Below are 19,105 nucleotides of genomic sequence, written 5' to 3' on the forward strand. Positions count from 1 at the left end.
CCCGGGCCGAGAGGACAGGACCATGCGCAGCAGCACACGCCGCACGGCCGGGAGAGCGGTGCTCGCCCTCGCGGTCGCCGGGCTCACCGTCGTCGTCCCGCACCCCGCCGCGGCGGCGGTCGCCGCTCCGGTGGCGGCCCCGCTCGCGCACGCGGCGACCCCGCAGGGCGCGCTGCCCGCGACCGGCTGCACGACCGCGGGCACCGCGGCGACGTGCGAGCTGTACGCCAAGCCGGGCACGCTCACGGTGTCCAGCATCGCCATTCCGATCTGGGGACTGTCCTCGACGGACACCGGCGTGCCCGGCACGCCGGGGCCGGTGCTCGTGGTCACCGAAGGCAGCACCGTGACGGTCAACGTCCACAACGGACTGCCCGGTGCGCTGAGCCTGGCCGTCCCCGGTCTGCTGGGCGGCGCCGACGACCGCGTCGGTGCCGCTCCGGGCGCCACCAAGTCGTACACGTTCACCGCGAACCGGGCCGGCACGTACCTGTACGAAGCCGGGCACACCGCCGACGGCGCCCGGCAGGCCGCGATGGGCGTGGTGGGCGCGATGATCGTGCGTCCCGCCACCGGGCCGGGCACCGCGTACGGCGCCGCGTTCGACGACGAGACCGCGCTCGTGCTGTCCGAAGTGGACCCGGCGTTCAACGCCGATCCGGCGGGCTACGACCTGCGGAAGTTCCAGCCGGTCTACCGCTTGATCAACGGCAAGGCCTACCCCGAGACCGACCCGGTCGCGACCGGCGCCGGGCGCCGCGTCCTGCTCCGGTACGTCAACGCCGGGCTGTCCGCGCACGCGATGGGCACGCTCGGCACCGAACAGTCGGTGCTGGCGAAGGACGCCCGGCCGAGCGAAGCCCCGTACCTCAAGGTCTCCGACAGCATCGCGCCCGGGAGCACCGAGGACACCCTGGTCACCGTGCCCCCGGCCGAGGACGGCCCGAAGTTCGCGGTCTACGAGACCGCCGGGCGGCTCGACACCGCCGGCCACCGCGTCGGCACCACGAACACCGTGGCCTTCGGCGGGATGATGACGTTCCTCGACACCGGCGCGGCGCCGTCCGGCACCGACACCGCCGGCCCGGTCACGCAGAAGCTCGCCGCGGCGCCCGCGACGGCGACCGCGTTGCAGACGGTGACCTTCACCGCCGACTTCACCGACGTGCCCAACGGCGGCTCGAACGTCACCCGCGCCGAGTTCGTGGTCGACGACCCGGCGATCGCCGTGGGCACCGGGACACCGTTCACCGGCACCTTCGGCGGCCCCACGGTCACCGGCGCGCAGGCGACGCTGAACCTGGCCACCCTCAGCCCGGCGCTGGCGGCGGGCAAGCACGTCGTCTACGTCCGCGCGCTCGACACCCAGGGCAACTGGGGCGTGGTGAACTCCGTGGTCCTGACGGTCAGCAGCTCCGGGCCGGTCACCACCGGCGGGTCGCTGACCCCGGCCGCCGGCAACGGCTCGGCCGCGGTGGTCGTGTCCGCCACCGGCGACGACTCCCTGCTCGGCGGGACCGTCGACCAGGCGGAGTACTTCCTCGGCACGCAGGGTGCCAACGGCACCGGCAGTCCGATGGCGCTGAACCCCGGCACCGTCGTGGCGGAGTCGGCGACCATCCCGGCGCTCGCGCTCTCGGCCCTGCCCGAGGGCCCGGTGACGGTGTACGCGCACAGCCACGACTCGTTCGGGCTGTGGGGACCGGCGCAGTCCCTGCAGTTCACCCTCGACCGGACCCCGCCCGCGATGACCAGCGGCGTCGTCGAGCCGAGCCCGAACAACGGCACGGCCGGCTCGCCGGTCGACCCGACGGCGATCAAGGTGACCGCCGCGTTCGCCGACCCGGTGACCAACGGCGTCGCCACGGCGATCACCGCGGCCGAAGGCTTCCTCGACAACCCGAACGGCGTCCCGGGCACCGGGCTCACGTTCGTCGCGTCGGACGGGTCCTTCAACGCCACCGCCGAGGGCGCCTACGGCCTGATCCCGCTCAGCCAGCTCACCGGGATGGCCGAAGGCCCGCACCAGGTCTACGTCCACGCCAGGGACGCGGCCGGCAACTGGGGCCCCTACGCCCCGCTCACGCTGGTCGTCGACCGCAGCGGCCCGGTGCTCAGCGCCGCGAGCGCGACGCCGAACACGGTCGTCCGGACCACCACCGGCGTCGTGCTGGCCGCGACCGCGACCGACAACCAGACCGCGGTCACCGGCGCGGAGTGGTTCGAGGGCACCGATCCGGGCAAGGGCCTCGGCCACCCGATGACGGTCACGGTCACCGGCCCGAAGACGGCGAACGTCAGCGTGACGGCCGGACCGGGCGGGTTCGCCGCCGGCACGCACGTCCTGTCGCTGCGTGCCCGCGACGCCGCCGGGAACTGGGGTGCCCCGGTGACGGTGACCCTCACCGTCACGGCGCTGAGCAACATCGTGTTCTCCGACGGGTTCGAGTCCGGGAACACCGGCGCCTGGGCGGCGGCCACCGGGCCGGTCGCCGTGCTCCCCGGCTCCGCGCTCAGCGGCACCCAGGGCCTCCAGGCCACCGCCGGGGGAGCGGCGCCGGCGTACCTCACGGACACCACGCCGCTGAACGAGTCCGCCTACCACCTGCAGTTCCAGTTCCGGCCCGACACCCTGGCCACCGGGACCGGCACGGTGAACCTGGCGGCCGGGCTGTCCGCGGCCGGCCAGCAGCTGTTCGTGGTGCAGTACCGCAAGTCCACCGGCGCGGCGCAGGTCCGGCTCGGCGTGCGGCGCAGCACCGGCGCCGTGGCCTACACGCCGTACCTGACGCTGGGCACCGGCGTGCAGACGATCCGGGTGGACTGGGCGGCCGGGACGTCGACGACGCACAAGCTGACCGTCGGCACCGCGAGCCAGCAGCTCACCGGCGTCAACACCGGCACCGTCCGGCTCGACGCGCTCTGGCTCGGCCTGTCCGGCGGCGGTGCCGCCACCACGGGGGCGGCGTCGTTCGACGCGGTCCTCTCCACCCGGTTCACGCTGCCCTGACCCGCCCGACGCGAGGAGAACGACGATGTTGCAGAGGAAACTGGGCGAGTGGTGGCGGCGCGGCGCGGTCCGGATCGCGGTCCTGACGGTGCTGGTCCTCACCTTCGCGGCGGTGCTGACGTGGCGGGTCCAGTCGAGCGCCGACGCCGGGAAGCCGTACCAGGTACCGCAGGACCGGCAGCTGGAAAGCAGCCTCGGGATCCGGATCGCGCAGGCGGCCGTGGTCGCCGACGGCGGCATCGTCGAGCTGCGCTACACGGTGCTCGACGGCCAGAAGGCGTCGAAGTTCCAGAACGACGTCCACCACCCGCCGGTCCTGCGCAGCGAGCGGCGCAAGGGCGACGTCTACCGGGCCGCCCTGATGAAGCAGGGCCACGAACTGCGGCCCGGGCAGACCTACTACATCCTCTACCTCAACAACGGCAACGCGATCCGCAGCGGCGAGACCCTCGAGGTCGACGCAGGCGGGGCCAAGCTGCAGCACGTCCCGGTGCGGTGACCCGGTGAGCGGACGGACGCGGATGGCGGTGGTCGCCGGGGCGGTGCTCGCGGCGGCGGGGTTCGCGGTCCTCTCGGCGGCGCCCGCCTGGGCGCACGCCGAGCCGATCGGCGTGGCTCCCGCCGACGGATCCACTGTGGACAGTTCGCCGCCGGCGGCCGAGATCCGGCTGACCGAGCCGGTGGAGACCGCCGCGACGAAGGTCTCGCTGGTGGACGGGGCCGGGCACACCCTGCCGACCGGGCCCGCGGCACTGCTGCGCACCGCGGGCGCCGGCCCGGAGGAACCGGTCACCCTGCGGATCCCGCTGCCGGTGCTGCCCCCGGACGCCTACCGGCTGTCCTGGACGACGGTGTCGAGCGACGATCTCCACCCGACCGCCGGCACCCTGGTCTTCGGCGTGCAGCGGGCGGTGGCACCGGCCACGGCGGGCCCGCCCGCCGACCCGCTCCCCGGCGCGGGCGAGGTGCTCGCGCAGGCGGCGGTCTACCTCGGGCTCGGTGGCTGGATCGGGTCGATGGTGCTGCTGTTCCTGCGCCGCCCGCCCGACGGTCCCGCCCGGCGGGTCCGGGCGCGGCTGCTGCGGACCGGAGCGGTCGCCGCCGTCGCGGCGTTCTTCGGTGGCCTCGCCCTGATGCTGGTGCGGGCGGCCGTGTTCGGGTCCGACGTCGTGCCGCTGGCCTGGCAGCTGGTCTCCGGCACCACCGCCGGGCCGCCGTGGGTGATCCGCGAGGCCGTCGCGCTGGGCATGGCGGCCCTGTCGGTCACCGCGCTGCGCCGCGGCTCGCTGCCGAGACGGCCCGTGGCCGCCGCGGTGCTGGTGCTCGCGTCCGCCGGGGCCGGCACGACGGCCCTGCTGGGGCACCTCGGCCGCTCCGGTCCACTGCTGCTGGCCACGGACGTCCTGCACATCCTCGCGACCATGACGTGGGCCGGGACGGTGCTCGTCGCGGGCGTCGTCCTGGTCGGCCTGCGGGGGCACCGCGAGCAGGCTCGGGCGATCCTCCGCCGCTTCGGGCTCGTCGCGACCGGCGCGCTGACCGTCCTGGTGGCGACCGGGTTGCTGCTGGCCGGGGACCGGGTGGCGTCGCTGGACGCGCTCCTGCTGTCGACCTACGGCCGGATCCTGCTGCTGAAGGCCGGGCTCGTCGCCGTCGCCGCGCTGGCCGGCCTCGTGACCACCCGCAGCCTGCACGGGCGGACGCAGGATCCGGCTCGGACCCGGCCCGCCGTCCGGGCCGAGACGGTGGTGCTGGCCGGCGTCCTCGTCGTCACCGCCGGGCTGGTGTCGACCCACCAGGCGACCGGGGCGCAGTGGCGTCCGCCGGGGCCCGTCGTCGCGCAGAACTCGCTGACGGCCGACGACCTCATCGGGACTGTCGACGTCCGCCCGAACCTGCCGGGCCGCAACTTCGTCACGGTGAGCCTGTTCGACACCCGGCGCCCGGCACCGGCGCCGATCCGGGCCGTCGACGTGGTGCTGCGCGGCCCGGGCGGGGCGGCGGTCACCCGCACGGCGAGCCCGGCCGGCCCCGGTGCCTACCTGCTGGCCACCGACGACCTGGCCGACAGCGGGAACTGGACGATCTCCGTCACCGCGCACCGCCCCGGCTTGGCCCCGGCGACGGCGACGCTGCCGTGGGAAGTGCCGCCACCGGCGGCGTTCACCCGGCCGACGGTCTTCTCTGACGCGCCCTTGACGGGGTACACCGCCTGGCCGGCCGCCTTGGCGCTGCTCGTGGGCGCCGCCGCCCTGCGCCTGCTGACCGGCCGCGGGACACGCCGGGCACGGCAAGCCGAAAAGGTGCCGGTGCCGTGACGGCGGCCGGAACCGGGTTCACCATCTCCTTCGCCGAGGACGACCGGCGGATCGTCGTGCGCATCGCCGGTGTTCTCGACGAGAACGGCAGCAGCCTCGTCGCCCTCTGGCTGACGCCGCACGTCCTCCTGACGCCGGAGCGCCCCGTCGTGCTCGACCTGACGGAGCTGACCGCCCTGCACCACACCGGCTTGGCGACCCTCGCCGACCTGGCCGAGCTCGCCGTGCACCGCCACTGCCCCTTCGAGCTCGTCGCGGGCGACGGGGACACCACCCGGCCGTTGCGCCTCGCCGGCGTCGCAGGTGCGCTGTCCTCGGTCTCGAGGACACTCCGGACGTCCGGCTGACGGCGTGCCGGTGCTCCGGCCGAAGTTCGTCCGCTACCCCGGAAGCCGGACCGCGGCGTCGTGGAAGCGGCGGCGGACCCCGGCGATGGCGTCCGACGTGCGAACCGGGTGGACGCGGTTGGTCAGCAGCACGTAGTACCGGCCGCGACCCGGCTCCACCCAGAGGCTCGTGCCGGTGAACCCGGTGTGCCCGTACGAGTCCGGCTCGAGCGCGACGCCCACCGGGGAGCCGGGGACGTCGAGCCCCTGCCAGCCGAGGCCCCGGCGCAGGCCGGTCGTGTGGTCGGCGATCATCTCGGCGTGCGTGGCCGGTTTCAGCAACGGCGCCGCGCCGTCGGCCAGCACCCGGCCCAGGCGTTCGACGTCGGCCAGCGGGGCGAACAGTCCCGCGTGGCCGCAGATGCCGCCCAGCACCACCGCGTTCTCGTCGTGCACCTGGCCGGTCACCACGTGGCCGCGCCAGCCGCAGTCTTCGGTCGCCACCGCGTCGGCCACCGGGCCGAACCCGGTGGCGGGCAGGCCCGCCGGCGTCGTCACGTACTCGGCGACCAGGTCGTCCAACGGAGTTCCGGTGGCGGCCGACGCGAGGAGACCCAGCAGGATGAAGCCCTGCGACGAGTACTCCACCCGGCTGCCGGGTGCGACGGGCAGGGGTGTCGTCCGGATCGCTTCGAGGAGTGCGTCGCGGGTGCCGTGGGTGCGCCACAGCGGCGTGCCGCCCGGCAGGCCCGACGTGTGGGTGAGCAGCTGCCGGACCGTGATCGACGCCTTGTCGGTGGCCGCGTAGGACGGCAGGTGGCGGGGGAGCGGGTCGTCGAGGGACAGCGCGCCGCGCTCGGCCAGGGCCGCCACCACGATGCCCACCACCGGTTTGGTCACCGACGCCAGGTCCCAGCGGCTGTGTTCCCCGGCGGGCGGGCCACCCCACCAGCGGGTGCCGAGCACGCCGCGGTCGAGGACGCCGTCCGCGGTACCGACCGACCACGCGGCGGCGGAGAACACCCGCTCCTCCCGGGCCCGGGCGAGGAGGTCACCGAGCATCGGGCACCGCCCGCAGCGCGGTTCCGGCCAGGACGGCGGAAAGCCGGTTGGCCGCCTCGGCGACGAGCGGGCCCAGGACGTCGAAACTCGACGGCTGCAGCGTGAACGTCAGCCCCGACACGCTCACCGCGCCCGCGACGGCGCCCTCGGCGTCCAGCACCGGGGCACCGAGGCAGCGCACGTGCGCTTCGAACTGCTCGTCGTCCACCACGTACCCGGCACTGTCCACAGTGGTCAGTTCCCGCCGGATCGCGGCCGGGTCGGTGAGGGTCTTGGCCGTGCGTGCGGCCAGCGGCGCGGCGAGCACCGCGGCGACGTCGGCCTCGGGCAGGCGCGACAGGATCGCGCGGCCCACCGCGGTGCAGTGCAGCGGCACCTCGCCGCCCGGGCGGGTGCTGAGCCGGTACGCCTGGTCCGGCTCGAGCTTCTCCACGTACACCGCGCGGTCCGCGTGGCGCACCGCGTAGTGGACCGTGTGCCCGCTGCGCCGCTGCAGGTCCGCCAGTACGGGCCGCAATGCCCGCGTGCTGGTCAGCGCTGCCGCCGAGAGCCCCAGCAGCCGCGGTCCCACGGTGTAGCGCCCGCTGCCCGCGCTCACCGCGTAGCCCGCCTCCGTGAACGTCTGCAGCATCCGGTGTGCGGTCGGTTTCGGCAGGTCACAGGCCTGCGCGAGGTCCGCGAGGCGGTGCGGTCCACCGGGGGTGGAGAGGGTGGCGAGCACCTCCAGGGCCTTTTCGACCGCGCCGCGGGAACTGCCCGGCGAAGTGTTGACAGCGTTGTTCACGCGGCCTAGCTTAGCGCAACAACGTTCCGTCTGATGGAACGGGATTTCACAGGACGGAAGAAAGGTGGTGACCGTGGCCCGTCCCCGCCTGTCGCGCCGCGACGCCCTCCGGCTCGGCGGTCTCGCGCTCCCGGCACTGGCCCTGCCGGGGCTGCTGTCCGCGTGCGGCAGCGCCTCGGGTGCCACCGGCGCCGTGCTGCGCGTCGCCCAGACGTCGGACCCCAAGACGCTCGACCCGCAGAAGCAGGGCGACCTGACCTCGATGAACGTGCTGACCAACCTGTTCGACACGCTCACCACCCGCGGCCCGGACAACCGGCTCGCACCGGGGCTCGCGCTGTCGTGGTCCTCGCCCGACCCGCTGACCTGGCGGTTCAAGCTCCGGCCCGGCGTGCGGTTCCACAACGGCGAGCCGTGCGACGCGAACGCCGTCGCGTTCAGCATCAACCGGCTGCTCGACCCCGCCACCAAGTCGCCGATCGTCGAGCTGCGCTACGTCAAGCGGGCCGTCGTGGTCGACGAGTCCACCGTGGACCTGCGCTGCAGCGCCCCCGACCCGATCATCCCGGCGAAGGTCTCGCTGTTCGGCGGCGTCGCCGTGCCGCCGGACTATCTCAAGCAGGTCGGCTCGGCCGGCTTCGCGAAGCACCCGGTCGGCACCGGCCCGTTCACCTTCGGGGAGTTCCAGCGCGACCACCAGCTGCGGCTGCGCGCGAACCCCGCGTACTGGGGCGGGAAACCGGCCTACGACGAGCTGGTGTTCCTCCCGATGCCCGACCCGTCCTCGGCGCTGGCGTCCCTGCAGAGCGACGAGGTCGACATCGTCGCCGGGCTCACCCCCGACGCCGCGCTCCAGCTCAAGGGCTACACCGGCGTCTCGATCCGGAACTACCCGGGCATCCGCACCTCCTACCTCTCGCTCGACACCACCGCCGGCCCGCTGCGCGACGTCCGCGTGCGCCGGGCGCTCAACCACGCCGTGGACGTGCCGCTGCTGATCAAGGCGGTGCTCGACGGCAAGGCCCGCGAGGTGCCGACGATGTTCCCCCGCGAGGCCTTCGGCTTCGACCCGGCGATCGCGCCCTTCACCCGCGACGTCGGCCTGGCGAAGCAGCTCCTCGCGGAAGCCGGGTTCCCCGACGGCTTCGACACCTCGCTCACCGCGCGGACCGACGACTCGAACCTCGCCGAGGCGATCTCCGGGCTCCTCGCCCGCGCCGGGGTCCGGGCCCGGGTGGACCTCGTCGACCCCGGCACCTACACCAGCCGTCTCACGTCGAGCAACCGCAGCGCGCTCGGCCCGATCTACCTCGCCGCCAGCACCGGCTGGACGCTCGACGCCGAAAGCCTCGTGCAGTCCAACGTCCGCCACGACCGGCGGCAGAGCCGGTGGACCAACCCCGAAGCCGACCGGCTGGTGGACGCCGAGGAGCAGTCGCTCGTGCCCGCCGACCGGCAGCGGGCCTTCACCGGGCTCCAGCAGCTTCTCAAGCAGGAGGCGCCGTTCGTGTTCCTCTACCAGATCGACAACGTCTTCGCCGTCAACACGCGTCCACAGTGGACACCGGGCGTGGTCGGCGTGCTGGGCATGGCGAAGGCGACGGTGACCCCGTGACCGCGCCCGTCGTCGCCGTGGGCCGCCCGGCCGCCCCGGGCAGCGGGGTGCTGCGCGTGGTCGTCACCAAGGTGCTGACCGCGATCGTCGTGCTGTTCTTCGTCGCCACCGCCGCGTTCCTCCTGGTCCGCCTCTCCGGCGACCCGGTGAAGCTCATCCTGCCGCCCGACGCCACCGCCCAGCAGGAGGCCACGCTGCGCGCGAGCCTCGGCCTGGACCGGCCGCTGCTCACCCAGTACCTCGACTACCTCGGCGGCCTGCCGCGCCTGCACCTGGGCACGTCGCTCGTCTACGACCAGCCGGTCGCGGAAGTCCTGTTCTCCCGCGTCCCCGCGACGCTGGAGCTGGCCGGCGCCGCGCTGCTCGTGGCCCTCGTGATCGCGGTCCCGGCGGGCACGTTCGCGGCGCTGCGCCGCGGCCGCGCGGGCGACACCGGCGTGATGACGGGAGTCCTCGTCGGACAGTCGACCCCCGCGTTCTGGGTCGGGATCCTGCTGATCCTCATCTTCGCCGTGCAGCTGCAGGTGCTGCCCGCGTCCGGCTACGGCGGCTTCGCCCACCTCGTCCTCCCGGCCGTCACGCTGGCGGTGTACTCGGTGGCGGTGATCGCGCGGCTGCTGCGCAGTTCGCTGGTCGACGTGCTCGGCTCCGACTACATCCGCACCGCGCGGGCGAAAGGGCTCGGCACCGCCGGGGTCGTGCTGGGCCACGGCCTGCGCAACGCCGCGCTGCCCGTCGTCACGGTCGTCGGCCTGGAGGTCGGCAGCCTGCTCGGCGGCGCGATCCTCACCGAGCAGGTGTTCTCCTGGCCCGGCCTCGGCCGGCTGACCGTCGAGGCGATCCAGAACCGCGACTTCCCGCTGGTGCAGGCCGCGGTGCTGTTCTTCGCCGCCACGTTCGTCGTGGTGAACCTGCTCGTCGACCTGTCCTACACGATTCTCGACCCGAGGGTGCGGGTGACCGCGTGACCACGATGGCTGTCCCCACCGCCCGCCAGGCACGCCCGAGCGTGGTGCGCGCCGTGCTGCGCAACAAGCTCGGCCTGGTCGCCGTGACCGTGCTGGCGCTGATGATCCTCGTCGCCCTGCTCGCGCCGCTGATCGCGCCGTACGACCCGGGCGCGCAGGACCTGCTGGTGCGGCTGCACCCGCCCGCGTGGGCCGCCGGCGGCGACTCCGCGCACCTGCTCGGCACCGACCAGCTGGGCCGCGACATCCTGTCCCGGCTCTGCTACGGCGCCCGCGTCTCGCTGCTCGTCGGCGCGTGCGCGGCCCTGCTGGCCGGCGTGGTCGGCGCCGTGATCGGCCTGGTCGCCGGGTTCCTCGGCGGCTGGTTCGACCGGATCCTGATGCGGATCGCCGACATCCAGCTCGCGTTCCCGTCGATCCTGCTCGCGCTCGCCATCGTCGGGTTCCTCGGTTCCGGCCTCTGGTACGTCGTGCTCGTGCTCGGTTTCACCGGCTGGGTCTCCTACGCCCGCGTGATCCGGTCCGAAGTGCTTTCCCTGCGTACCAGGGAGTTCGTGACGGAAGCACGCGCGATCGGCGTCACGGACTTCACGATCATGCGCCGGCACCTGCTGCGCAACGTGCTGGCGCCGCTGGCGACCATCGGTACGCTCCACGTCGCCGCGGCGATCGTGGCCGAGGCGTCGCTGAGCTACCTCGGCCTCGGCGTGCCCAAGCGGACGGTGACCTGGGGCGGCATGCTCGCCGACGGCCAGCTCTACCTCGGCACGTCGTGGTGGGTGGCCGTGTTCCCCGGCGTCGCGCTGATGCTCACCGCACTGGCCGTCAACATCACCGGCGACGTCCTGCGCGACGTCGCGGACCCGAAGGCGTACCGCTCATGAGCCTGCTGGAGATCACCGACCTGAGCATCGAATTCCGGGTGGACACCGGCACCGTGACCGCGGCCGACGGCGTCAGCCTGTCCGTGGCCGAAGGCGAGACCGTCGCCCTGGTGGGGGAGTCGGGCAGCGGCAAGACCGCGACGGCGTTGTCCGTGCTGCGGCTCAACCCCGAGCCGCCGTGCGTCTACGCGGGCGGCGAGATCCTCCTGGACGGCCGGGACGTGCTGAAACTGTCCGAAAAGGACCTGCGGGGGATTCGGGGCAACGACGTCGCCATGGTCTTCCAGGACCCGATGACCAGCCTCAACCCGGTCAAACGCGTCGGTGCGCAAGTCGCCGAGGTGGTCCGGAAGCACCAAGGTGCCTCCCGGGCGGCCGCGCGGGCAGCCGCCGTGGAAGCGTTGCGGGAGGCGGGGATTCCCGACCCCGAGCGGCGGGCGGCGCAGTACCCGCACCAGCTTTCCGGCGGGCTCCGGCAACGCGTCATGATCGCGATGGCGCTGGTCGGGCGGCCGCGGGTGCTCATCGCCGACGAGCCGACCACGGCACTGGACGTCACCGTGCAGGCCCAGATCCTCGAGCTGCTGGTGGACCTGCAGCGGCGGCACGGCATGGCGATCCTGCTCATCACCCACGACCTCGGCGTGGTCGCGGAGGTCGCCGACCGGGTCGTGGTGCTGAAGTCGGGCCGGGTCGTCGAAACCGGGGAAGTGGTGCCGCTGTTCGAGGCACCCCGCGAGGACTACACGCGTGAGCTGCTGCGTGCGACACCGAAGCTGGAGCGGGTATGACGAACCTGGTCGAGATCCGCGGGCTGCGCAAGGACTACGGCGCACTGTCCGCTGTGGACGGAGTCGACCTCGACGTCGTCTCGGGGGAAACCCTGGCCGTGGTCGGCGAATCGGGCAGCGGCAAGACGACGCTGACCCGGCTGCTGCTGCGGTTGATCGAGCCGACGGCGGGAACCGTGCGCTTCGACGGCGCGGACCTGCACGCGCTGGGCGCGGCGAGCCTGCGCAAGGTGCGGCGCGAGATGCAGGTGGTGCTGCAGGACCCGTACTCCAGCATGAACCCGCGCCTGCGCGTGACGGAGATCGTCGCTGAGCCGCTGGTGACGCACGACCCCGCGCTGCGCGGCCGGCGCGGCCGGGCGGAGATCCGCGAGCGGGTGGCGGGCCTGCTGACGGCGGTCGGGCTGCCGCCGCAGGTGCAGGACCGGTACCCGCACGAGTTCTCCGGCGGCCAGCGGCAGCGGATCTCGATCGCCCGGGCACTGGCCCTGGAGCCGCGGCTGGTGGTGCTCGACGAGCCGACGAGCGCCCTCGACGTCTCGGTGCAGGCCCAGGTCCTCGAGCTGCTGGCCGACCTGCAGGACCGGCTGAAGCTGACCTACGTCTTCGTGTCGCACAACCTCGCGGTCGTGCAGCGGATCGCGGACCGGGTCGCGGTGATGCACGCGGGGAAGATCGTCGAGCTGGCCGGGGCGAAGCAGTTGTTCTCGGCACCGTCGCACGAGTACACGCGGAGCCTGCTCGACGCGGTGCCGAACCCCGACCCGCGGCTGGCCCGCCGCCGGGTGACGGCGTGACGCGGTCACCGGCGCGACAGGACCAGGCCCGCCCCGCCGAGCAGCGCGACGTCGTCGGCCGGGCCCTCGTTCACCACGACCCGCGGCGGCTCCGCGGTCCGCGCCCACGACGAGTCCTCCCGCAGCCGCTGCTCGATCCGAGCCCGGAAGCGCTCCCCGCCCTCGGCGGCCTCGCCGTGCAGGACGAACAGGCCGGGCGCGAAGAGCTGCTGGATGTTCACCAGGCCGAGCGCGATGTTGCCCGCGTACTCGTCCAGCAGCGGGTGCCCCGCCAGCTCCCGCACCGTGCTCGCGCCGAGGCCACGCCGCTCGGCTTCGGCGCGCAGCCACGGCGTCGTCGCCACGGTCTTCCAGCAGCCGCGGGCCCCGCAGGTGCAGCGGCGGCCGCTCGCGGCGACCGTCATGTGCGCGCCGCTGCGGCCACCCGGCGGGGCCAGCACTTCGCCGTCGTAGAGCAGGCCGACGCCGAGCACTTCGCCCGTCGACACCGACGCGAACGTCGTGCGGCCGCGGCCCGGCCCGAACCAGCGGTCGCCCAGCACCTGCAGGCGGGCCCGGTGTTCGATGTGGACCGGGGCGTGCACCAGCCGGCCGAGCACCTCGGCGACGGGGTAGCCGTGCAGCGCGGGCACCTCGTTGACCTCGATGATCACGCCCGCCTCGGCGTCCACCAGGCCCGCGGCGGCCACCCCGACGCCCGCCGGCGGGGTGGGGAACCGCGCGACCTCGGCCAGCGCGGTGTCGACGTCGGCCCGGTCGGCGGTGCCGCGCGGGTAGGCAGCCTCGGCACGCCACAGCACGGTGCCGGACAGGTCGAGCAGTGCGGCCCGGACCCGGCCGGGCAGCAGCTCGACGGCGCCCAGCACCGGGCCGGCGTCGGCCGGGGGCGTGGCCGGCGCCGGGACCAGCCGCAGGGCCGGGCGTTCGCCGGTGCTCATGCGGTCACGATGCCACGACCGGAGTCCCGAGGGGAGACCACGTGCCGGAACTGACGCGGATGACCTGGCAGGAGGTACGCGACGCCGCTCGCTCGGCGATCGCGCTGCTGCCGATCGGTTCGCAGGAGCAGCACGCCGCCCACCTGCCGATGGGCACCGACACGATGCTCGCCGAGGCCGTCGCCGACCGCGCGTTGCGGCGGCTCGACGGGGCACCGGTGGTCGTGCGGCTGCCCGCGCTGCCGTTCGGCCACAGCCCGCACCACCTGTTCGCCGCCGCCGTGTCGCTGCGGGCCTCGACGCTGCAGGCCGTGCTCGCCGACGTCCTGGACTCGCTCGCCACCAGCGGGTTCCGGCGCGTCCTCGTGGTCAACGGTCACGGCGGCAACGACGAGATCATGCGGCTCGCCGTCAAGGAGTACGCGCTGCGGGCCGACGTCGCGCTCGCGGCGTGCTCGTACTTCTCGCTCGGCGACGGCGGTACGCCGGGCCACGCCGGGCGCTACGAGACGTCGTTGATGCTCGCCGCCCACGCCGGCCTGGTCCGCCCGCGGGAGCCGCGGCCCGAGGTCACGCCACCGCCGCTGTTCGCCGAGCCGCCGTACCCGGGGCTGACCGTCGAACGCCACGGCGAGTGGGCACGCGTCGGCGGCAGCACCGACGACGCCACCACCGCGACCGCCCAGGACGGCGCGGACCTGCTCGAAGACCGGGTGACCGCGCTGGCGGACGCGATCCGCGCGTTCGACGCGGCCACCCGCGCAACCCACGCCGAAGGGGAGGCATGAAGATCACCGACGTCGACGTGCGGGTCGTGAACCTGCCGTTGACCAACCCGTTCACCAGCTCGTTCGAGACGAAGACGGGTGAAACCCGCACCGTCGTCCGGCTGCGCACCGACACCGGCGCCGAGGGCTGGGGCGAGACCATGTGGGGCCGCCCGGTCGCCGAGCTGGCCCGCAAGCTCGGCGCGGAGCTGGTGGGCACGAGCCCGTTCGCGCTGGAGGCGTTCCACCGCCGCCACCACATGGTGCCCTTCTTCCACGGCTACCTCGGCTACGCGGCGCTGGCCGCGCTCGACGTCGCCTGCTGGGACCTGATGGGCAAGATCACCGGTCAGTCGGTGACCGACCTGCTCGGCGGCCCGGTGCGCGACGAGGTCCCGATCACCGCGCTGATCACCCGCGCCGACGCGCCCGGCGCGGCCGGCCGCGAACTGGCCCAGGGGCTGGGGGAGCACGCGGCGAAGGTGGTCGCCGAGGGCGGCTTCACGGCGGTGAAGCTCAAGGGCACCAAGGACGTCCGCGGCGACGTCGCGATCATGCGCGAGCTGCGGCGCGCGCTGCCCGACGTCGAACTGCGGGTGGACCCGAACGCGGCGTGGTCGGTGCCGGACTCGATCCGCGCGGGGCTGGCCCTGGAGGAGCTCGACCTGGAGTACCTGGAGGACCCGTGCGTCGGCATCGAGGGCATGGCCCAGGTGCGGGCGAAGGTGCGGATCCCGTTGTGCACCAACATGTGCGTGGTCCGCTTCGAGGAGTTCGCCCCCGCGGTGCGGCTCGGCGCGGTGGACGTCATCCACGGCGACGTCTACAAGTGGGGCGGGATCGCGGCGACGAAGGCGCTGGCCGCGCACTGCGAGACCTTCGGCCTCGGGATGAACCTCCACAGCGGCGGGGAACTGGGCATCGCGACGGCCGCGCACCTCGCGGTGGTGGCGAGCACGCCGGTGCTCTCGCGCGCGATCGACAGCATGTACTACCTGCACGCGGACGACATCGTGGAGCCGCTCCAGCTGACCGGCGGCCGGCTGCGGGTGCCGGCCGGACCGGGGCTGGGCGTCAACGTGGACGAGGAAAAGGTGGCGTACTACGCGAAGCGCAACGAAGAGGAGGGCGATCTCACGGGGTGAAAGCCCGGTGTCCCTTCGCGGTGCTCACCGCAGGGAGTCGAGCAGCAGGCCGGCGGCCACCGAGGCTCCGTCGGTGCGGATCTCGGCGCCCAACGCCGTGGCCCGCGCGCGGGTCTCGGGTGCCAGGGCCGTCTCGAGCGCGGCGCTCAACGACTCGAAGGTCGCCGCCGGGCCGTCGAGTGCCGCGCCGACCTCCAGGTCCGCCACCCGGCTGCCCCAGTACGGGTTGTCCGACACCGGGAGTGCCACCACCACCTGCGGCACGCCCGCCCCGGCGGCCGTCACGGTCGTGCCCGCGCCGCCGTGGTGCACCACCGCGGCCACCTCGCGGAACAGGCGCTGGTGGTTGACTTCGCCGAGCGCGAAGCAGTCGTCCCGGTCGTCGACGAGGGCCAGGTCCGCCCAGCCGCGGGAGACGAGCACGCGGTGACCCTGGGCGCGGATCGCCTCGACGGCCGCGCGGACGACGTCCGGTGACGTCCCGATGCTGCCGAAGCCCACGTAGACCGGCGGCGTGCCCGCGTCCAGGAACGTCACCAGCTCGGCCGGCAGCGGGCGCTCGTCCACCTGGGTCCACGCACCCGTCTGCACCACGTCGAGGCCCGGGGTCTCCCGCCACGGCCCCAGGACCGGGTCCGCCGCCAGCCACGGCCGGCCGGTGTGGACGTGGTCGCGGACGTCGTCCACGGGGGACAGCCCGATCGCCGCCCGGCGGGCGTTGAGGATTTCGCCGAACTGCGCGTTCACGTTTCGCGCGTCCAGCTCCCACAGCGTCCGGTTGTCGTGTGCGGCCGGCTCGGGCCAGCCCGGCCGCGGGGGCGGCGCGTGGTGCGGCGACGGCAGGTTGACCGCCGCGTAGCTCGTGTACACGTAGCGGATGCCCGCGGCTTCGGCCACGGATCGCGCGCCGATCTGCGCCAGGCCGGCCACCACCAGCGCGTCGCATCCGTCGGCCGCCGCGGGGAAAACGTCGAACTGCGCGTCGACCAGTTCGGTCCGGTACCGGGACAGCTCCGCCGCCGACGGCGGGGTCGTCCCGCGCATCAGCGCCCGCACCGGTGGCCCGACCGGCACCAGCTCGATCCCGGCACCGGCCAGCCGGTGCCCGAACTCGTCGTCCGGCGGGGCACACATCCGCACCCCGGCGCCGAGTGCGCGCAGCTGCTCCGCCAGTGCCACCAGCGGTTCGATGTCGCCTCGTGTCCCGTACGTGGACAGCAGCACCCGCATTCGCGTCCTCTTCGCTCTCTCTTCGCAGGCGTTCCGGTTCTGCCAAGGCAAAACCGGCGATCGACTTCCCCTCGCGCGGAGTCGTCCCCGGTGACTACGCTGAGACCAGCGTGCGCGTAAGGGCTCCTGACCGTCAACAGAACTTGAGGGCCATTCGATGCCTGGTTCGTCCGTACTCCCCGATGTTTCGATCATCTTGCCCTGCGCGGGATTCGGGACGCGCTTCGGCGCGCCCTACGCGAAGGAGCTGCATTGCCTGGCTCCCGGGGTCACCGTGCTGGACCGCAGCCTGGAGGCCGTCGTCGAACTGGCGAAGAGCGGGCTCACCGTGCGCGTCGTCGTCGTGTTCGGGACGCACAAGCTCGACACTGTGAGCTATCTCGCACGCTATGCCGGGATCTTTCAAATGGTCTTCGTCTACCAGGACGAATCGGCGGAACCGGGGCTCGACGGGGCGATCCGGTCCGCCCTGCCGATCACGCGGGGACCGGTGGCCCTCGTATTGCCTGACATCGTTGTCACCGGCGCGGGCAGTGCCGGCGGGCTGCTCGCCGCCCTGCGGCAGACGGAGGTGGCGGGCTGGAGCGTGGTGGCCGCCGAGGAGCGCGATCCCGGCACGCTGCGGCAGATGGGCGCGCTCACCGTGGTCGAGGGCGGCGGCGTCGTGACGGTCGAGGCGGCCGCCGAAAAGCCGGCGGATCCCTCGGGGTTCAACGCGCTCTGGGGCATGGTGGCGGTCGCCGAGGGGGAGGCGCACCGGTTGCCGGACGTGGTGCGGAGGGAGGCGGACAGCCCGTTGGCCGGCGCGGTCGCCCTCATGGTGGAGCGGATCGTCAACTACAACACCGCCGAGGGCTGACCAGTAGTGTCCTCTGTGGACGGTATCTCTCGGCCTGGTGAGGAGAAGCATGCTCGACGATGTGATGGCGGCCCTGGACACCGTGCTGCCCCGGCTGGCCGCGGTCACCGGCACGCCCGGGGTCGCCGTCGCGGTGGCGACGAGCACCGAGCTGCGGACGGCCGCGACCGGGTTCGCGGACCTGGCCGCGGGCACGCCGATGACCGCCGCGACCGTCGCTCCGGCGGGCTCGCTCACCAAACCCGTCACGGGGCTGGCTTTCCTGCAGCTGGTGGAGGCGGGCATGGCCGGCCTGGACACGCCGGTCGACGAGGTGCTGCCCGCCGGGCTGCGGGGCCGTGACCCGGCGCCGGTCACCACGGCCATGCTGGCCGCCCACCAGGGCGGCTACTACGGCGACATCGTCACCGCCACGGCGCACGCGGCACCGGCCGAGCCGGTCCTCGACTTCGTCCGGCGCCGCCACGAAACCGGGCGCGCCGTGGAGTACGGCGGGGCGCTCCCGCTGGTGACGACGCCGGGTCCCTACTCGTACTCGAGCTTCGGAGTCGGGGTGCTGGGCGGCGCCGTCGAGCACCTGACCGGCGAACCGTACGGCGCCCGCGTCCACCGGGACGTGTTCGCCGCGGCCGGGATGGCGGACACGAGCATCGACGACGGCACGCGGAGTCCGTGGGCGACCGGTGCGCCGGACCGGACCACCGCCGGCGCGACCGGCTACATGGCCTTCGGCGACTGGTGCCTGCCGAGCCCGTCGCTGCGCACCTCGGCCTACCCGGGAGTGGGGATGTACACCAGCGCCGCGGACTTTGCGCGGCTGCTGCAGTCCTTGCTGCGCACCGCCGCGGGCGACCGCGGTCTCGTCACCCCGGAGTCGCTCGCGGCCATGGTGACCCCGCGCGTGCCGCGCCCGAGCCCGCACGGCGTCCGGTCGTTTTCCGGCCTGACGCTCGAGCTCGCCGACCCGGAGCTGGGTGAGGACTGGTGGTGGGGGCACACCGCGGCGTTCCCGTGGGGGTTCTGGTGGGAGGCGCGGGTCTGGCCGCACCGCGACCTCGCCGCCGTCGCGGTCGGCAACCGGTGGGACATGGCGCGGTTCCACAACCCCGCCACCCGCAGTGCGCCGGGCCTGGCCGTCGAGTGGGCCGGCCGCTGGGCCGTGGCCGGCTCCCCGGGGAAGCTCACGGACATGGACGAGCGGCCCCGCTGGACCGGACCCCGCCCCACCCCGGAAAGCTCGCGCTGGATGGGAGTGCTGGCCGGGGAACGCACCCACGGCCTGCTGGGCGTCACCGACCCGATGCCGGCCGCGACGCTGGCCCGCGGCGCACGCTCCCTCGGCGGCACGGACCCGGGAGGCTGGGACCCGGAAGCGTTCGTGCGCGGTGTCGAGCAGGCGCGGGCGGTGGCGCCGGACCCGGACGCACTCGGAGCGCTGGGCCGGGAGCTGGGTCCCGCGGCGGCGTTGTGGATGCTGGAGTGCGGGGCGTCGAGCGCCGACGTGACGATGCCGGTCGGCGCCTTCGCCCGGTCTCGGCACTGAGCCGGCGCCCGGTCGCCAGCGCCCCAATGTGGCGTTGGTTGCGTCAGACGCACCCAATGTGGCGTTCG

General features: G+C 74.0%; 17 protein-coding genes. 13 read left to right on the forward strand and 4 right to left on the reverse strand.

Annotated elements, in window-relative coordinates:
- The first annotated feature begins 22 nt into the window (after positions 1-22).
- The 4 genes from QRX60_RS31385 to QRX60_RS31400 are packed head-to-tail and all read left to right on the forward strand — an operon-like array spanning position 23 to position 5,675.
- Positions 23-3,010, forward strand: coding sequence for a multicopper oxidase domain-containing protein (locus QRX60_RS31385; protein ID WP_285995040.1), 2,988 nt, complete (start codon positions 23-25; stop codon positions 3,008-3,010).
- A 25-nt stretch (positions 3,011-3,035) separates the two neighbouring features.
- Entirely contained in the window at positions 3,036-3,509 is a 474-nt protein-coding gene (locus tag QRX60_RS31390) for a hypothetical protein (protein ID WP_285995041.1), read from the forward strand.
- A 4-nt stretch (positions 3,510-3,513) separates the two neighbouring features.
- Positions 3,514-5,328, forward strand: coding sequence for a copper resistance CopC/CopD family protein (locus tag QRX60_RS31395; RefSeq protein WP_285995042.1), 1,815 nt, complete (start codon positions 3,514-3,516; stop codon positions 5,326-5,328).
- Entirely contained in the window at positions 5,325-5,675 is a 351-nt protein-coding gene (locus tag QRX60_RS31400; RefSeq protein ID WP_285995043.1) for an STAS domain-containing protein, read from the forward strand. Before QRX60_RS31395 ends, QRX60_RS31400 begins: the two co-directional genes overlap by 4 nt.
- Before the next feature lie 33 nt (positions 5,676-5,708).
- Here the strand turns inward: QRX60_RS31400 and QRX60_RS31405 are convergent, their stop codons facing one another.
- Both QRX60_RS31405 and QRX60_RS31410 read right to left on the reverse strand, forming a co-directional pair.
- Positions 5,709-6,716, reverse strand: coding sequence for a serine hydrolase domain-containing protein (locus QRX60_RS31405; RefSeq protein WP_285995044.1), 1,008 nt, complete (start codon positions 6,714-6,716; stop codon positions 5,709-5,711).
- On the reverse strand, positions 6,706-7,500 hold the full coding sequence (locus QRX60_RS31410) for an IclR family transcriptional regulator (RefSeq protein ID WP_285995045.1): 795 nt from the start codon (positions 7,498-7,500) through the stop codon (positions 6,706-6,708). The genes QRX60_RS31405 and QRX60_RS31410 overlap by 11 nt, the downstream gene beginning before the upstream one ends.
- A gap of 73 nt (positions 7,501-7,573) precedes the next feature.
- Here QRX60_RS31410 and QRX60_RS31415 point away from each other — a divergent pair, with 73 nt between their 5' ends.
- From QRX60_RS31415 to QRX60_RS31435, 5 genes are read left to right on the forward strand one after another with little or no spacing between them, the layout of a single operon-like run.
- The gene (locus tag QRX60_RS31415) at positions 7,574-9,115 is read left to right on the forward strand and encodes an ABC transporter substrate-binding protein (protein WP_285995046.1); all 1,542 of its coding nucleotides are present in this window, start codon (positions 7,574-7,576) and stop codon (positions 9,113-9,115) included.
- Positions 9,112-10,083 (forward strand): ABC transporter permease, encoded by a 972-nt coding sequence (locus QRX60_RS31420; protein WP_285995047.1) that lies wholly within the window; start codon positions 9,112-9,114, stop codon positions 10,081-10,083. Before QRX60_RS31415 ends, QRX60_RS31420 begins: the two co-directional genes overlap by 4 nt.
- Before the next feature lie 5 nt (positions 10,084-10,088).
- The gene (locus QRX60_RS31425) at positions 10,089-10,967 is read left to right on the forward strand and encodes an ABC transporter permease (protein WP_286003736.1); all 879 of its coding nucleotides are present in this window, start codon (positions 10,089-10,091) and stop codon (positions 10,965-10,967) included.
- Positions 10,964-11,758 (forward strand): ATP-binding cassette domain-containing protein, encoded by a 795-nt coding sequence (locus tag QRX60_RS31430; protein WP_285995048.1) that lies wholly within the window; start codon positions 10,964-10,966, stop codon positions 11,756-11,758. Before QRX60_RS31425 ends, QRX60_RS31430 begins: the two co-directional genes overlap by 4 nt.
- Positions 11,755-12,555, forward strand: a complete 801-nt coding sequence (locus QRX60_RS31435; RefSeq protein ID WP_285995049.1) for an ATP-binding cassette domain-containing protein — start codon at positions 11,755-11,757, stop codon at positions 12,553-12,555. The genes QRX60_RS31430 and QRX60_RS31435 overlap by 4 nt, the downstream gene beginning before the upstream one ends.
- Positions 12,556-12,560: 5 nt before the next feature.
- On the opposite strand, the gene QRX60_RS31440 is transcribed toward QRX60_RS31435, so the two are convergent.
- Complete coding sequence (locus QRX60_RS31440) at positions 12,561-13,493, reverse strand: ROK family protein (protein WP_285995050.1); 933 nt, start codon at positions 13,491-13,493, stop codon at positions 12,561-12,563.
- Positions 13,494-13,534: 41 nt separating this feature from the next.
- Here QRX60_RS31440 and QRX60_RS31445 point away from each other — a divergent pair, with 41 nt between their 5' ends.
- Positions 13,535-14,281: a creatininase family protein gene (locus tag QRX60_RS31445; RefSeq protein ID WP_285995051.1), complete on the forward strand. Its 747-nt coding sequence runs from the start codon at positions 13,535-13,537 to the stop codon at positions 14,279-14,281.
- Entirely contained in the window at positions 14,278-15,405 is a 1,128-nt protein-coding gene (locus QRX60_RS31450) for a mandelate racemase/muconate lactonizing enzyme family protein (RefSeq protein WP_285995052.1), read from the forward strand. The genes QRX60_RS31445 and QRX60_RS31450 overlap by 4 nt, the downstream gene beginning before the upstream one ends.
- A 24-nt stretch (positions 15,406-15,429) precedes the next feature.
- Here the strand turns inward: QRX60_RS31450 and QRX60_RS31455 are convergent, their stop codons facing one another.
- Positions 15,430-16,635 carry a glycosyltransferase gene (locus QRX60_RS31455; RefSeq protein ID WP_285995053.1) on the reverse strand — a complete coding sequence of 402 codons (1,206 nt, stop codon included), beginning with the start codon at positions 16,633-16,635 and terminating at the stop codon, positions 15,430-15,432.
- A gap of 157 nt (positions 16,636-16,792) precedes the next feature.
- On the opposite strand from QRX60_RS31455, the gene QRX60_RS31460 reads away from it, so the two are divergent.
- A complete protein-coding gene (locus QRX60_RS31460; protein ID WP_285995054.1) occupies positions 16,793-17,494 on the forward strand; it encodes a glycosyltransferase family protein in 702 nt (233 codons plus the stop codon).
- A 49-nt stretch (positions 17,495-17,543) separates the two neighbouring features.
- A complete protein-coding gene (locus QRX60_RS31465; protein ID WP_285995055.1) occupies positions 17,544-19,037 on the forward strand; it encodes a serine hydrolase domain-containing protein in 1,494 nt (497 codons plus the stop codon).
- The last annotated feature ends 68 nt before the right edge of the window (positions 19,038-19,105 follow it).

The organism is Amycolatopsis mongoliensis, assembly GCF_030285665.1.
In the GTDB taxonomy this organism is placed as follows: Bacteria; Actinomycetota; Actinomycetes; order Mycobacteriales; family Pseudonocardiaceae; genus Amycolatopsis; species Amycolatopsis mongoliensis.